General features: G+C 66.2%; 14 protein-coding genes. 6 read left to right on the top strand and 8 right to left on the bottom strand.

The window, feature by feature from the left end:
• Positions 1–35: 35 nt before the first annotated feature.
• The 3 genes from QQS52_RS06090 to aspS form a co-directional block, all read right to left on the bottom strand.
• Entirely contained in the window at positions 36–1,415 is a 1,380-nt protein-coding gene (locus tag QQS52_RS06090) for a replication-associated recombination protein A (protein WP_472773037.1), read from the bottom strand.
• 68 nt (positions 1,416–1,483) lie between these two features.
• The gene (locus QQS52_RS06095; RefSeq protein WP_472773038.1) at positions 1,484–2,701 is read right to left on the bottom strand and encodes a phosphotransferase family protein; all 1,218 of its coding nucleotides are present in this window, start codon (positions 2,699–2,701) and stop codon (positions 1,484–1,486) included.
• Between the two features lie 67 nt (positions 2,702–2,768).
• Positions 2,769–4,601, bottom strand: a complete 1,833-nt coding sequence (aspS, locus tag QQS52_RS06100; protein ID WP_472773039.1) for an aspartate--tRNA ligase — start codon at positions 4,599–4,601, stop codon at positions 2,769–2,771.
• Between the two features lie 411 nt (positions 4,602–5,012).
• Between aspS and ypfJ the strand changes: the two genes are divergently transcribed.
• The 5 genes from ypfJ (at position 5,013) to QQS52_RS06125 (ending at position 10,357) form a co-directional block, all read left to right on the top strand.
• Positions 5,013–5,906, top strand: a complete 894-nt coding sequence (gene ypfJ / locus QQS52_RS06105; protein WP_472773040.1) for a KPN_02809 family neutral zinc metallopeptidase — start codon at positions 5,013–5,015, stop codon at positions 5,904–5,906.
• A 156-nt stretch (positions 5,907–6,062) separates the two neighbouring features.
• Positions 6,063–6,800, top strand: coding sequence for a CBS domain-containing protein (locus QQS52_RS06110; RefSeq protein ID WP_472773041.1), 738 nt, complete (start codon positions 6,063–6,065; stop codon positions 6,798–6,800).
• Positions 6,801–6,859: 59 nt separating this feature from the next.
• On the top strand, positions 6,860–7,972 hold the full coding sequence (locus tag QQS52_RS06115) for an LLM class flavin-dependent oxidoreductase (protein ID WP_472773088.1): 1,113 nt from the start codon (positions 6,860–6,862) through the stop codon (positions 7,970–7,972).
• Positions 7,973–8,020: 48 nt separating this feature from the next.
• Complete coding sequence (locus tag QQS52_RS06120; RefSeq protein ID WP_472773042.1) at positions 8,021–8,842, top strand: FMN reductase; 822 nt, start codon at positions 8,021–8,023, stop codon at positions 8,840–8,842.
• Positions 8,843–8,947: 105 nt separating this feature from the next.
• On the top strand, positions 8,948–10,357 hold the full coding sequence (locus tag QQS52_RS06125; protein ID WP_472773043.1) for an L-serine ammonia-lyase: 1,410 nt from the start codon (positions 8,948–8,950) through the stop codon (positions 10,355–10,357).
• Positions 10,358–10,400: 43 nt separating this feature from the next.
• Here QQS52_RS06125 and QQS52_RS06130 read toward each other — a convergent pair whose 3' ends face one another.
• Both QQS52_RS06130 and QQS52_RS06135 read right to left on the bottom strand, forming a co-directional pair.
• Positions 10,401–10,586 (bottom strand): hypothetical protein, encoded by a 186-nt coding sequence (locus QQS52_RS06130; protein ID WP_472773044.1) that lies wholly within the window; start codon positions 10,584–10,586, stop codon positions 10,401–10,403.
• Positions 10,583–11,083 (bottom strand): hypothetical protein, encoded by a 501-nt coding sequence (locus QQS52_RS06135; RefSeq protein WP_472773045.1) that lies wholly within the window; start codon positions 11,081–11,083, stop codon positions 10,583–10,585. Before QQS52_RS06135 ends, QQS52_RS06130 begins: the two co-directional genes overlap by 4 nt.
• 135 nt (positions 11,084–11,218) lie before the next feature.
• Between QQS52_RS06135 and QQS52_RS06140 the strand changes: the two genes are divergently transcribed.
• Complete coding sequence (locus tag QQS52_RS06140) at positions 11,219–11,797, top strand: TetR/AcrR family transcriptional regulator (RefSeq protein ID WP_472773046.1); 579 nt, start codon at positions 11,219–11,221, stop codon at positions 11,795–11,797.
• Here QQS52_RS06140 and hisS read toward each other — a convergent pair.
• The 3 genes from hisS to tpx form a co-directional block, all read right to left on the bottom strand.
• A complete protein-coding gene (gene hisS / locus QQS52_RS06145) occupies positions 11,784–13,064 on the bottom strand; it encodes a histidine--tRNA ligase (RefSeq protein ID WP_472773047.1) in 1,281 nt (426 codons plus the stop codon). The two genes, QQS52_RS06140 and hisS, sit on opposite strands and share 14 nt — an antisense overlap.
• Before the next feature lie 6 nt (positions 13,065–13,070).
• Positions 13,071–13,718, bottom strand: a complete 648-nt coding sequence (locus QQS52_RS06150; protein ID WP_472773048.1) for an MBL fold metallo-hydrolase — start codon at positions 13,716–13,718, stop codon at positions 13,071–13,073.
• 161 nt (positions 13,719–13,879) lie between these two features.
• A complete protein-coding gene (gene tpx / locus QQS52_RS06155) occupies positions 13,880–14,377 on the bottom strand; it encodes a thiol peroxidase (protein ID WP_472773049.1) in 498 nt (165 codons plus the stop codon).
• Positions 14,378–14,437 lie beyond the last annotated feature (60 nt).

The raw sequence follows: 14,437 nt of genomic DNA on the forward strand, positions 1-14,437 counted from the left end.
GGTCCGGTACCGTGATAGGGCCCGGCTAGTGCCCGCTAGCCGCGCCCGCGCCCGCGGACGATGTCCCGCAGGCGGCCCAAGAAGCCGCGCACGCGTTTTTCCGCCCCGTGATCGGTGGGATGGTAGTAGACCGCGTCGGCCAGGGTGTCCGGCAGGTACTGCTGGGCCACCACGCCCCGCGGATCATCGTGCGGGTAGACGTAGCCCACGGCGTTGCCCAGATCCTTCGCCCCAGCGTAGTGGCCGTCGCGCAGGTGGGCGGGCACGAAGCCGGACTTGCCGGCGCGCACGTCGCCCAGGGCGGCATCAATAGCGCCAATCACCGAGTTCGACTTCGGCGCGGTCGCCAAGTGGATGGTGGCCTGCGCCAGCGGGATCCGCGCCTCCGGCAAGCCGATGAGCTGTGCGGCCTGGGCGGCGGCCACGGCGGTCGGCAGCGCGGTCGGATCCGCCATGCCGATGTCCTCCGAGGCGTGCACGATGAGCCGCCGGGCGATAAACCGCGGGTCCTCCCCCGCCTCGATCATGCGGGCCAGGTAGTGTAGGGCCGCGTCTGGGTCCGAGCCGCGGATCGACTTGATGAAGGCGGAGACGACGTCGTAGTGCTGGTCGCCGTCGCGGTCGTAGCGCACCACCGCCTTGTTGACGTTGTCCTTGATAGTCTGGGTGTCCAGCTCCCCGCCGTCGGGCACGGCCTCCGCCGTGGCCTCCAGGTAGGTCAGCACGCGGCGGGCGTCGCCGCCGGCCAGCAACACCAGCTGGTCCCGGGCCTCGGCGTTCACGGTAATGCGGCCGGCCAGGCCGCGCTCGTCGCGTACCGCCCGGTCCACCAGCGTCTTAAGATCCTCGTCGCCTAGCGGGTTGAGCTGCAGCAGCAGCGAGCGCGACAGCAGCGGGGAGACCACGGAGAAGGACGGGTTTTCCGTGGTCGCGGCGACCAGCAGCACGGTGCGGTTTTCGACAGCCGCCAGCAGCGCGTCCTGCTGCGTCTTGGAAAAGCGGTGCACCTCGTCGATAAACAGGACGGTGCGCGCGCCGCGGGCGGCCTCGTGACGGGCCTGGGTGATGACCTCGCGCACCTGCTTGACCCCGGAATCCAGCGCGGACAGGCCCACGAAGTTCTGCCCCATCGCGCTGGCGATGAGCGAGGCGATGGTGGTTTTGCCCGTACCCGGCGGGCCGTACAGGATGACGGAGGCCTCCCCAGAGCCCTCGACCAGCCGCCGCAGGGGCTTGCCCGGGTCGAGCAGGTGCTTTTGGCCGACCACCTCGTCCAGGGTACGCGGGCGCATGCGCGCGGCCAGCGGCGAGCCAGCGTGGGTACTAAACATCTGCTGCCCGCGTCCGGCCAGGCCACTGGACTGCTCGGCTTCCGGGGACGGGGAAATCCCCCCGAAGAGATCTTCTTGAGCCACGGTGGCTAGCACCTCACTTTCTTTATCAACGTCCAGGGCGGCAACGCGGGGTTACGTACCGCCCCGGCCTAGCGCTGGCCGGGCTCGCTCAGGCGCCGTGCTACCAGCGCACCAAATTCAGCCGCCGGCTGGCAGTCGCCATCCTCGCAGCGGTTGGCAAAGCGCGACAGGGCCTCGAAGGTCTCGAAAAGATCGCGGCGGATGAGCAGCTCGTCGTCGTTGAACGGACCGTGGTCCGCGGTGCGCAGGAGGGAGTCCTCCGGGCCCACCGGAATTTCCTCGTGGCCGCGCAGGACGGCAGCGAGTACTTCTACTCCCCCGGCGGACATGGTGGTCAGGCTGGAAAAGGCCCAGCCGACCAGGCAGGCGGTGACTAGATGCTGGATCTGGCCGGCGTCCTTGAACTGCGGCCACAGGCCGTGGACCTCCCTGGCCCAGGCCTCGATGAAGGCGTCTGCCTCCTCGTCGGAGACCGGCTGGGCGAAGAGGAACTGCGGGAAGCCGGCGATAACGCAGGCGACGTCGAAGCCGACGTTGCGGAAACCAGCCCACTCGTAGTCCAGAAAGTGGATGTTGTCTGCCACGATAATGTTGTCCGGCGACAGGTCGAAGGGGGTAAAGGCACGGTAGCGGCCGGACTGCAGCGATTTGGCCGCCTGGTCCGCCAGGTCCTTGACCTCGTCGGGCACCGCCAGCCCGGCGGCCTCGGCGATGGTCACGCCGCGGTAGATGGAGTCATAGAGCACCTTGTCGCGTATGACCTGGTTCTCGGCGTACTCCGGGTGCTTTTTCAGCTTCCGCGACAGCAGCAGGTCGTAGTCCTGCTCGCGGTCGGCGGTGCCGGCGTGCATCTGACCCAGCTCCGCGCCCAGGGAGCGCAACAGCGTGCGCCGCACGTCCTCGTCGGCGGACTCTAAGGCCTCGGCGAAGGTATCCGTATTGCCGGAGTCGGTGAGCACCACCGTGCGCCTGTCCACGTCGTGTGCCAGCAGTACCGGCCCGGGGCGCACATCCGCCGCCAAGGAGTTGGTGAACTGGTAGGCCACGATCTCCCGGAGGAAGGCGGCGTCATCCCCGGCATAACCGGTGGCCGGGTTGTGCTTGATGACCACGGATCGGTGCGGGAGGAACGGGGAATTGGCCACCCGGGCGCGCAGCACGACCGCATGCCCCGAACCGGTCAAGGCTTCAACGTCGCTGAGCTTTTGCGTTCCCCCAAATCGGTTGGACAATAAGTCCTCCGCAAAGGCGACAATTGCCTGCTGGTCCGGCTGTGCAGTCTCCACCTAAAATCTCCTCCTGGGTAAGCGGTAAGCCCCGGCACACGCACCGCGTGGACCGGGGCGTGCCGCCTTAGCTATCCGTCGAGTCGGGCGACTTCGGCTTGGATTCCTTATCCGCCTTGGCGTTCTTTTCCGGCTTGAAGTCCACGCCGGTCTCCTTGCGCTGCGCGGCCGGGATCGGGGCCGGGGCATCCGTCAGCGGGTCGACGCCGCCGCCGGACTTCGGGAAGGCGATGACGTCGCGGATGGAGTCGAAGCCACCCAGCAGGGAGACAATGCGGTCCCAGCCGAAGGCGATGCCGCCGTGCGGCGGGGCGCCGAAGGCGAAGGCGTCCAGCAGGAAGCCGAACTTCTCGCGGGCTTCTTCCTCACCAATGCCCATGACGTCGAAGACGCGCTCCTGGACGTCGCGCTGGTGAATACGGATGGAGCCGCCGCCGATCTCGTTGCCGTTGCAGACGATGTCATAGGCGTAGGCGGTGGCCTCGCCCGGGTTCTCGTCGAAGGAGTCAATCCACTCCGGCTTCGGCGAGGTGAAGGCGTGGTGCACGGCGGTCCACTTGGAGTGGCCCAGGGCCACGTCGCCGGAGGCGGTGGCGTCGGCAGCCGGCTCGAAAAGCGGGGCGTCGACGACCCAGGTAAAGGCCCAGTCGCCTTCCTTGATAAGACCCAGCTTGCGGGCGATCTCGCCGCGGGCTGCGCCTAGCAGCGCACGGGAGGACTTGGTGTCGCCGGCGGCGAAGAAAATGGCGTCGCCCGGCTTGGCGTCGACGTGTTGGGCGATGCTTTCGCGCTCGGCGTCGGTGATGTTCTTGGCCACCGGGCCGCCCAGGGCGCCGTCCTCGGCGATGGTGATGTAGGCCAGGCCCTTAGCGCCGCGCTGCTTGGCCCAGTCCTGCCAGGCGTCGAACTGGCGACGCGGCTGGGAGGCGCCGCCGTCCATGACGACCGCGCCGACGTATTCGTTCTGGAAGACACGGAAGGTGGTGTCCTTGAAAAAGTCGGTACACTCCACGATCTTGATGTCGAAGCGCAGGTCCGGCTTGTCGGAGCCGTAGTACTTCATGGCGTCCGCGTAGGTCATGCGCGGGATCGGGGTGGTGATGTCGTAGCCGATGAGCTTCCACAGGGCCACCAGGATCTCCTCGGCCAGGCCGATGATATCGTCCTGGTCCACGAAGGACATCTCGACGTCCAGCTGGGTGAACTCCGGCTGGCGGTCGGCGCGGAAGTCTTCGTCGCGGTAGCAGCGCGCGATCTGGTAGTAACGCTCCATGCCGGCGACCATGAGCAGCTGCTTGAACAGCTGCGGGGACTGCGGCAGCGCGTACCAGGAGCCCGGCTTCAGGCGGGCCGGCACCAGGAAGTCGCGCGCGCCCTCCGGGGTGGACCGGGTCAGGGTCGGGGTTTCGATCTCGGTGAAGTCGTGGGAGTCCAGCACCTGACGGGCCGCGCGGTTGGCGGCCGAGCGCAGGCGTAGGGCGTTGCCCTGGCTCTGGCGGCGCAGGTCCAGGTAGCGGTAGCGCAGGCGCGCTTCCTCACCCACCTCGCCGGAGGTCGACGGATCATCGATCTGGAACGGCAGGGCCGCCGACTTGTTCAGCACCGCCAGGTCGGTGACGTTGACCTCGATCTCGCCGGACGGCAGGTTCGGGTTTTCCGAGCCCTCTGGGCGAGCCTCGACCACGCCGGTAACCTTGATGCAGTACTCGGACCGCAGGTCGTGGGCGCGCTCAGCGACCTCGGACTCGCGGAAGACTACCTGCGCCAGACCGCTCCGGTCGCGCAGGTCAATAAAGATCACTCCGCCGTGGTCACGGCGGCGAGACACCCACCCCGTAAGCGTTACTGTCTCGCCGGCAATATCCTTGCGGAGCTCGCCCGCCAAATGGGTACGCAGCACTGTTGCTCAAATCCCTTCACACATAGCTTCCTCGGTAGCTTCCGCTTTATCCGCGCCCGGCGCGCCGCGGCCACCGTGCGGCACGCATCGCGCAGTGCCTACGGCGCCCCAGCGCCCAGCCCGGCTACGGGAGGCAGAAGTTGACGCCTTCAGTCTACCCACCCACGGCAAGCGGTAGTGACTTGTCCCCCACGTGCCGGCAGTAGGTGCCCGCCCGGCGCGAGCAGTGCCTACGGTTTGGCCCGGGCACAGCCACGGCTCAAAGCCCACCCCACAACCGCGGCCACCCAGGCAGTATCCCTCCTTCAACTCCCAGCGCACCCACGGCTCAGCCGGCGCAAGGGAACCTCCGCGGCGGCGGGATCTTATGTTAAAGAGGTAGATAAGGCTCGGACATGGCACACTTAAGTTATGACTTTTCGCAGTGGCGGTGACATTAGTGGCAAACGGGCGCGTACCGGCGGTGGCGGGCGCGGCGGTGTCGTAGCGGCGGGCGGCGGCCTCGGCACCGTGGTCCTCATTGGTCTGTACTTGTTGCTGGGAGGCAGCCCGGGGCAGCTGGGCGGGCTGCTCGGCTCCGAGGAGCCGGCTAGCCAGTCCGGTTCCGGGCCGGAGGCCGGCAGCGAGTTGGAGCACTGCCAGACCCCGGAGGACGGCAACAAGTACGACGACTGCCGCGTGGACTTCACCGGCGTGTCCCTGGACCGGGTGTGGAGCGAGGTACTGCCGGAGCAGGCCGGCATTGACTACACCGAGCCGGAGCGCGTGGTCTTCGAGCAGACCACCCAGTCGGGCTGCGGCGCGGCCTCTGCCGCCACCGGCCCGTTCTACTGCCCGGCAGATAACACCGCCTATTTCGACACCTCCTTCTTCCAGCAGCTGGAGAGCTTCGGCGGCTCCTCCGCCCCGCTGGCGCAGATGTACATCGTGGCCCACGAGTTCGGCCACCACATCCAGAACCTGGAAGGCACCCTCGGCCTGTCAAACTACGACGACCCGGGCGAGGATTCCAACGCGGTCAAGATTGAGCTGCAGGCCGACTGCTACGCGGGCATCTGGGCCTCCCACGCGGACAAGGGCGAGAACGCCCTCCTCGAGCCCATCACCAAGGAGCAGGTCGCTGAGGCCATCGAGACCGCCCGCGCGGTTGGCGACGACAACATCCAGTCCCGCTCCGGCGGGCAGGTCGATCCGGACTCCTTTACCCACGGCACCTCCGAGCAGCGCCAGGAGTCCTTCCTGGCCGGCTACCAGTCCGGCTCCATGAAGTCCTGCGACACCCTGGGCCGCGGCGCCTACAAATAAGCCCACATCTTCGCTAACTAGCCCATTTAAGCCCCGGGCGGGTTACCGCACCTGGGCTTAAGTCTGTCCGCCCCAACTACAGCTGGAACTACGCTGGAACTACTGTGCGCGAACGATTCCCCGTCGCAGGCAGGGCCGGCCTCTACACTGGGGGCCATGACTTCTGACAAGCAGTCCGGCCACGGCGCCCACCGCTTTATTGCCGCTTTCAACGACATCGAGCAACACCTTCGAGCCCGTCTGCAGGCGGGCGACGGGGACTCTTTCCGGCGGCTTATCGACTCCGCCCGGCACGAGCACTTGCTCAACTCCCAGCAGGCCGAGGCCCTGCACGACTACACGAGCCTGCGCAACGCCATCTCCCACGGCCGCTACCACGACGGCACGCCTATTGCGGAGCCGAACCCCCGGGTCATCGAGCATATTGAGCGGCTGCGGGATTTGCTGATGGATCCACCCGGCGCGGTGGCGCGGCTAGGCGACCAGAAAGTGGAGACGGTAACGCCCGCGGACTCGGTGCTCTCGGCGTTGGAACTTATCCGCACCCACGGGTTTTCGCAGTTGCCCGTCTACGACTCCGGCGCCTTCCTACAGCTGCTGACCACCAACACCATCGCGCACTGGGTCGCGGCTGACTTGGGCGACAACCAGACCATCGATGCCCGCACGGTGGCCGACGTGCTGGAGCGGGCGGAAAACACCGACCGGGCGGTATTCCTGCCCAAGACGGTAGGCGCGCAGGCGGCTATCGACGCCTTGACCTCCCCGGCGCGTGATGGCTCCCTGCCCTTCGCGCTGATTATCACCGAGACCGGCGAGAAATCCCAGCGCCCGATCCGCGTGATTACCCAGGCCGACGTGGGGGTTTTGCTAGAGGCCGTGGCTTGGGAATAAATTCCCCTCGAGATTTTGTTGACACGTCATATATGGTTGATCGAGAAAGGATCCCCACCATACAATTCGGCATCTTCACCATTGGCGACATGACCGCTGACCCGACCAACGGCACCACCCCCACGGAGGCGGAGCGCATCCGCAACATGACGGAGATCGCACTCAAGGCAGAGGAGGTCGGCCTCGACGTCTTCGCCACCGGCGAGCACCACAACCCACCGTTCGTCCCGTCCTCACCCACGACGCACCTAGCCTATATCGCCGCGCAGACCGAGCGCCTACAGCTTTCGACCTCGACCACGCTTATCACCACCAACGACCCGGTCAAGATTGCCGAGGACTACGCCTTCCTGCAACACCTGTCCGGCGGGCGCGTAGATCTGATGATGGGCCGCGGCAACACCGGCCCAGTCTACCCGTGGTTCGGCAAGGACATCCGCCAAGGCATCCCGCTGGCCGTGGAGAACTACCACCTGCTGCGCCGCCTGTGGCGCGAGCCTTCCGTCAACTGGCAAGGCAAGTTCCGTACCCCGCTGCAGGCCTTTACCTCCACGCCGGCCCCGCTGGATGGGGTCCCACCGTTCGTGTGGCATGGCTCTATTCGCTCGCCACAGATTGCGGAGCAGGCCGCCTACTACGGCGACGGCTTCTTCCACAACAACATCTTCTGGAACAAGGAACACACCGCCAAGATGGTGAACATGTACCGCCACCGCTACGCCAAGTACGGCCACGGGCAGGAAGACCAGGCCATCGTGGGCCTGGGCGGCCAGGTCTTCATCGCAGACACGGAGCAGGAGGCCAAGGACTTCTTCCGCCCCTACTTCGACAACGCCCCGGTCTACGGCCACGGCCCGTCGCTGGAGGATTTCACGGAGATGACCCCACTGACCGTCGGCACCGCCGAGCAGGTCATCGAGCGCACCATGCAGTTCGCCGACTGGGTGGGCGACTACCAGCGCCAGCTCTTCCTCATCGACCACGCCGGCCTACCCCAGGAAGTGGTCCTGGACCAGATTGAGCGCCTGGGCACTCAGGTCGTGCCGGAGCTGCGCCGCCGCTTCGAAAAGCGCCGCCCGGATCACGTCCCCGCCGATCCGCCGACCCACGCCAGCCTGCGCAACACCCCGGATTCGCCGCACTTTCGCGTCAACCCCGGCGAGGAAAGCTAGCCTCCGCCCTGGCCCCGGCCCGTATACCAACCCAAGGAGGTTTTTACCGTGCACACCCTCGTGGTCGTGACCGCCGGTTTGTCCACTCCCTCTACTACCCGCCAGCTGGGCGAGGAACTCGCCGCGGCCACCGAATCCCGCGTCACCGCCCGCGGGGAGGGCCTCAACATCGAGTTCATTGAGGTCCGCAACCTGGCCCAGGACCTGACCAACGCCATGACCAACTGGGGCGCGGCGACCCCGGCGCTGGACGATGCCCGCCGGTTGCTCAGCTCCGCCAGCGCGCTCATCGCGGTCACTCCGGTCTTCCAGGGCAGCTACTCCGGGCTGTTCAAGATGTTCTTCGACACCCTGGACCCGCAGGCAATCACCGGCATGCCCACGCTGATTGCCGCCACCGGCGGCTCCTCGCGCCACGCGCTCATCCTTGACTACGCCCTGCGGCCCCTGATGAACTACCTGCACGCCGTAGTGGTCCCCACGGGCATCTACCGCGCCACGGAGGACTACGGCGCGGCCCCGGCCGGCGGCGAGGCCGGCCACGGGGGACTGAGCCCCAACCGCATAAGCCAGGCCGCCGAGCAGCTCGCCGATCTCATCGTCACGCCGACCGACCGGGTGGGTGGCCTGTCCGGTTCCCCCGCGGTGACGCGTTCGGCACCGAACCGCCGCAATGGCATCGACTACGAGGACGACTTCACGCCCATGAGCGAGCTCCTCGGCGGTGACGGCAACTCCGACACCGAGACCGTTCCCGGCGCCGGGGCTCCCCTCGAGCCGGGCGAGGGCGTGCTCGACGCCACCGGGTTTGTCGACGTCAGCCCGAACGCCGCGACTAGCGAGCAGGACACGGAGGACCCAGAGAAGTAAGCCAGACGCCAAATGTGGGGTTCGTCACGTAGACTTGGGTGGCAAAAGTTACCCTAAGTTACAATCCACGTCTGTTTGCTCAGAGAAAGGTGGCTTGAACTCAATATGACAATTAGCGTCGTTGATGTCTTCTCCATCGGGATCGGGCCGTCGTCCTCCCACACCGTCGGCCCCATGCGCGCCGCCAAGGCGTTCATCGACTCCCTGCCCCAGCTGCCCGCGCGCGTCCACACGGAGCTGCGCGGCTCCTTAGCGGCCACCGGCCGCGGGCACGCGACCGACCGCGCGGTCATCCTTGGCCTAGCCGGGTGGACCCCGCTGACGGTGCCGCTGGACGCCGAGCCGGACCCGTCCAGCCCCATTCCCTCCGAGGGCACAGTCACGGGGCCTGCGGGCAGCCTCGAGTTTGAGATTAGCTTCAACAACGAGCCGGTGCCGGAGCACCCGAACTGCCTCATCTTTAGCGCCTGGGACGGCGCGGGCAACGAGATCGCCACGGGTCAGGAATGGTTCTCCGTGGGCGGCGGCTTCATCCTCTCCCGCGCGGAGCTGGAGGCGGAAAAGGAAGCCTCCTGCGAGGTGCCCGCAGGTGTCGCCGCGGCCGCCGTCGAGGACCAGGTCCCTTACCCGTTTACCTCCGGCGCGGAGCTGCTCGATCTGTGCGAGACCTACGACCTGCCGGTGTGGGAAATCGTCCTGGCCAACGAGACCCTGCTCCACCGCAGCTCCGGCGGCGCGGACCACGTCCTGCGTCACCTGGACACCGTCTGGGACACCATGCGCGAGTGCGTGACCGAGGGTATTTCCACCAAGGGCACCCTGCCGGGTGGGCTGCGCGTGCCCCGGCGCGCCCCGCAGGTCTACCAGACCTTGCTGGACAAGCAGGAGGATCCGTCCTGCGGCTTCTCCGCTATGGAGTGGACCAACCTCTACGCCTTGGCCGTCAACGAGCAAAACGCCGCCGGCGGACGCGTCATCACCGCGCCCACCAACGGCGCCTGCGGGATCATCCCCGCCGTGCTGCACTACGCGCGCGACTTCATGGGCAACTTCACCCGCGAGGACGCCCGCCGCTACCTGCTGACCTCAGGGGCTATCGGCACCATCATCAAGGAAAACGCCTCCATCTCCGGCGCCGAGGTCGGCTGCCAGGGCGAGGTCGGCTCCGCCTCCGCCATGGCCGCGGCCGGTATGTGCGAGCTGCTGGGCGGCAACGCCCGCCAGATCGAAAACGCCGCGGAGATCGCCTTAGAACACAACCTCGGACTGACCTGCGACCCGGTCGGCGGCCTGGTGCAGATCCCCTGCATCGAGCGCAACGCCATCGGCGCGGTCAAGTGCATCAACGCCGCCCGCATGGCCATGCTGTGCGAGGGCACGCACCACGTCTCCCTGGACAACGCCGTGCAGACCATGGCGGAAACCGGCCGGGACATGCTCTCCAAGTACAAGGAGACCTCCCTCGGCGGCCTGGCCAAGACCATGGGCTTTTCCGTCACCCAGGTCGAGTGCTAGCTGCCTAGTGTCCTACCCCCGGGGCGTTGCCACCCCGGCTTGCCTAGACGGCCACCTCCGGGTGCAGGTCCTTCATGGCGATGTGGCGCCCGCGCCAGGCGCCCACCACGGCGATGGCCATGAAGATGACCCAGATTGCTGCTAGGACCCCGATGGCCTGCTCCAGGCGCGGATCGGCGGCGTCGTAGTGGAAAATCATCTGCCGCAAGAGGTTCGTCGTGTACGTCATCGGGTCGTAGTTGTGGAACCACTGGAGGAAGGCCGGCTGGGTCTCCGGCAGGCCTCCTCGTCGAGCTCGATTTCCAGCGCGTTAAAGGCGTCCTGGACGCGCTCGTCGGACAAAATCTTGCGGGGCGTGAGCCGGTACCACGGGCTGGTCCATGCCAGCTGCTCGCGCACCACGGCCCGCACTGGCACGAGGCGCTCCAGGCCATCGATTTCCGGGGTTCCGGCATAGGCGATGTCGGAAAACAGCATGCGAGTGGGAAGCTCTGCCCCGGCGGCGTGCGCGCTGCCCTCCTCACGCTGCCCGGCTAGCGCCGGGGTCCAGCGCACCTCACCGTCTTTCTTCTTCATCCGACCGGCAAGGGTCAGGCCTAGCACGGTGGCGGAGGCCTTCCGGCTGACGTGCAGCAGGTTGAGGCCTTCGACAAGGTGGAAGTCCGGTACCGCAAAGCCGGTGCTCAGCACCGGGTTTTCGGTCCTGCACAGGTAAGCTTGTGTCATGGTGGCGGTTACTCCAAATTAAAAAGCACCCTGCGAAAATGGTTAAACCTAAAGCGGAGGATGTACTATCAGTTAACGTAAATATACTTAACCCCCGCTGCCGCTAAAGTTGACTGATCCGCGAAAGGAAGCTTCATGCGCGCCGATGCCGCCCGCCGCCGCCAAGCCATAGTCACCGCAGCCCTCGAGCTGTTCCGCGCGCACGGAAACAACGTCAGCCTGGAGAAGATCGCCGCGCACGCCGGCGTCGGAATCGCCACGCTCTACCGCAACTTCCCCGATCGGCAGGCGCTCATCGACGAATGCGTGAGCGCTTATGCCCAGCGCTTCATCGATACCCAGAACATGCTCCTCGAGCGCTTGGATACTGACCCCGAAAACGCCGGGGAGACCGTGTGCGCCTATGCCCGCGAGTTCCTTTCCCTGGGCCTGGGCGTCCTCATCCCCAGCTTCCTACCGGCCAACCTGGAATCCCTTCCCCCCGAGCAAAAAGTCCTACAAAACGAGCTGATGGATAACGGTGCCCGCTTCATAGAAAAGGCGCGCGCCCTGGGGCAAGTTGGCCCCGGGGTCACGCACCTAGAATTCACCGTCGGACTATTGGCGCTTCAGCGCCCCCGCGAGGTGAGTTTGGGCGAGGTAGAAAACGAGCTCGACAATGCGATGATCCGCATCTACCTCGCCGGCATCCGGGTCGGGATTAAGCCCGACTAGCGATGGTCTCGACGACCTGGTCCAGCGAGATCTCCTGCTGCTCGTGGGCAGCCAGGTCCTTGACCGCCACCGTGCCTGCGGCGAGCTCGTTCTCACCCAGCACCAAGGCCAGGCGGGCACCGGCGCGGTCCGCGCCCTTCATAGCGCCCTTCAGGCCGCGGTCACCGTAGGCCATGTCGGCGGAAATTCCGCGGGCCCGCAGATCGTTGATCAGCCGCGCCATCTTCTGCTTGGCGTCAGCCCCCAGCGCTACGCCGTAGACGTCGACGCGGCGCTCAGTGCCCTCGAGGGTAAGACCTTCGGCCCCGAGTGCCAGCACCGCACGGTCCACGCCCAGGCCGTAGCCGATACCGGAGAGGTCCTGGCCGCCCAGCTGGGCCATCAGCCCGTCGTAGCGGCCGCCGCCACCGATGCCGGACTGGGCGCCCAGGCCGTCGTGAACGAACTCGAAGGTGGTTTTGGTGTAGTAGTCGAGACCGCGCACCATCCGCGGGTTGATGGTGTACGGGACCTCCATGTCCTCGAGCAAGCCCGTGACGGTCTCGAAGTGCTCGCGGCACTCGTTGCTCAGGTAGTCCAGAATGAGCGGCGCATCCGCGGTGGCTTCCTGGATCTCCGGGCGCTTGTCGTCCAACACACGCAGCGGGTTGATCTGCGCGCGGTGGCGGGTCTCTTCGTCCAGATCCAGCTTGAAGAGGAATTCCTGCAGCTTGTCGCGGTATTGCGGGCGGCAAGTGCGATCGCCCAGGCTGGTCAGTTCCAGCCGAAAGCCGCTGAGCCCCAGCGCGCGGTAGGAGCGGTCTGCCAGGGCGATGACCTCGGCGTCCAGGGCCGGGTCGTCCACACCGATGGCTTCAACGCCGACCTGTTGCAGCTGGCGGTAGCGTCCGGCCTGCGGGCGCTCGTAGCGGAAGAAGGGGCCGTAGTAGTTCAACTTGACCGGCAGCTGGCCGCGGTCCAGGTTGTGCTGGATCACCGAGCGCATCACGCCGGCGGTGCCCTCCGGGCGCAGGGTCACAGAGCGGTCGCCGCGATCGGCAAACGTGTACATCTCCTTGGAGACCACATCGGTCGACTCGCCCACGCCGCGAGCGAACAGGGAGGTGTCTTCGAAGACGGGCAGCTCAATGTGCTGGAAACCGGCCAGATGGGCCTGCTCGACCATGGTCTGGCGGACCTTGTAGAAGGTGGCGGACTCCGGCGGCAGGTAGTCCGGCACCCCCTTCGGGGCGGACAGGGGCTTAAACTGCTTCTTCTTGTCACTCACGCTTATCTACATTACCCGTCCGACCTTGAGCAAAAAGGGATTGGCCCCCCGCTCCTGCCGCATGGTGGAGGTCATCCCGTGACCCGGCAGGACCGCCAGGTTATCGGCCAGGCTCCACACCGGCCCGCGCAGGGAGGCGTCCATGGCCGCCGGATCCGAATGCGGCAGGTCCGTGCGGCCGATGGAGCCACGGAAGAGCACGTCGCCGGTAAACGCCACGTCCTCGTTGACCAGCAGGACGCTACCCGGCGAATGCCCCGGCGCGTGGTGGATGGCAAATTTCAGGCCGATCAGCTCGAGGTCTTCCCCGTCGCGAAGGTGGCGCACCTCGGTAATCGGGACCATGTGCGCGGCGTCGAAGAGCACCTTGGATTCTTCGGAAACACCCGATCCGTCTTCCAGCATGAACTCGTCTTCCGCGTGGATATAGACCGGGCAGTTGTACTTTTGGGCCAGGTCCCCGGCGTTGCGCGTGTGGTCGATGTGCCCGTGGGTTAGGACCACCGCCTCCAGGGTGACCTGGTGTTCGTTGAGCAATCCTTCCACGCGTTCTAGGGCGTGCATACCGGGGTCGATGACGAAAGCCTTGTCCTCGTGCGTGACCAAGTAGCAATTCGTCTTGTAGGGACCCGCGGTGAAACCGTAATACTGCATAACTCCCAGAATAGTGACTCGGCCCCGCAGCGACCACGCCCGCGCGCTGTCCTCCCGTGCCAGCCGCCGCGACTCAACCACAAACAACCTCGCGGACCGCAATAAGAAAAGCCGCCGTCCCACACATAAAGCGGGGCGGCGGCAGAACGTGCGAGCGCGGACTACTTCAGGGCAGCCAGGGCGGCGTCGTAGTCGGGCTCGGTGGTGATTTCGTCCACCAGCTCGGTGTAGACGACCTTGTGGTCGGCGTCGGTGACGACCACGGAGCGCGACAGCAAGCCCTTGAGCGGGGAGCCGTCCAGGGTGACGCCGAACTTCTCGCCGAAGTCGGTACGGAAGTCGGAGCCGCTGACGACGTTGTCGATGCCCTCGGTGGAGCAGAAACGTGCCTGTGCGAAGGGCAGGTCGCGGGAGACGGACAGCACCACGGTGTTGTCCAGGCCGGCGGCCTTCTCGTTGAAGTTACGCAGCTGGGCCGCGCAGACGTCGGTATCCAGCGACGGGAATATGGAGATAACCAGGCGCTTGCCGGCAAAGTCCTGCGCGGTAATTTCCTTCAGATCGGTACCGACCAGGGTGAAGTCCGGAATCTGCTCGCCTTCTGCGGGCAGCTCACCGGTGGTCGTCGTTGCATTTCCATCAAAGTTAACGTTTGCCATGGCCCCGAGGATACCCACACTCCCCTATGCCTGCCACGGCCCTGCTTAAGCCACACAGTC

The organism is Corynebacterium sp. 1103A (assembly GCF_055700955.1).

Coding starts and splice junctions, on each gene's coding strand:
- QQS52_RS06135 (WP_472773045.1), bottom strand. CDS start 11,083: ATGACACAAGCTTACCTGTGCAGGACCGAAAACCCGGTGCTGAGCACC.
- QQS52_RS06130 (WP_472773044.1), bottom strand. CDS start 10,586: ATGACGTACACGACGAACCTCTTGCGGCAGATGATTTTCCACTACGAC.
- QQS52_RS06140 (WP_472773046.1), top strand. CDS start 11,219: ATGCGCGCCGATGCCGCCCGCCGCCGCCAAGCCATAGTCACCGCAGCC.
- QQS52_RS06125 (WP_472773043.1), top strand. CDS start 8,948: ATGACAATTAGCGTCGTTGATGTCTTCTCCATCGGGATCGGGCCGTCG.
- QQS52_RS06150 (WP_472773048.1), bottom strand. CDS start 13,718: ATGCAGTATTACGGTTTCACCGCGGGTCCCTACAAGACGAATTGCTAC.
- ypfJ (WP_472773040.1), top strand. CDS start 5,013: ATGACTTTTCGCAGTGGCGGTGACATTAGTGGCAAACGGGCGCGTACC.
- tpx (WP_472773049.1), bottom strand. CDS start 14,377: ATGGCAAACGTTAACTTTGATGGAAATGCAACGACGACCACCGGTGAG.
- QQS52_RS06110 (WP_472773041.1), top strand. CDS start 6,063: ATGACTTCTGACAAGCAGTCCGGCCACGGCGCCCACCGCTTTATTGCC.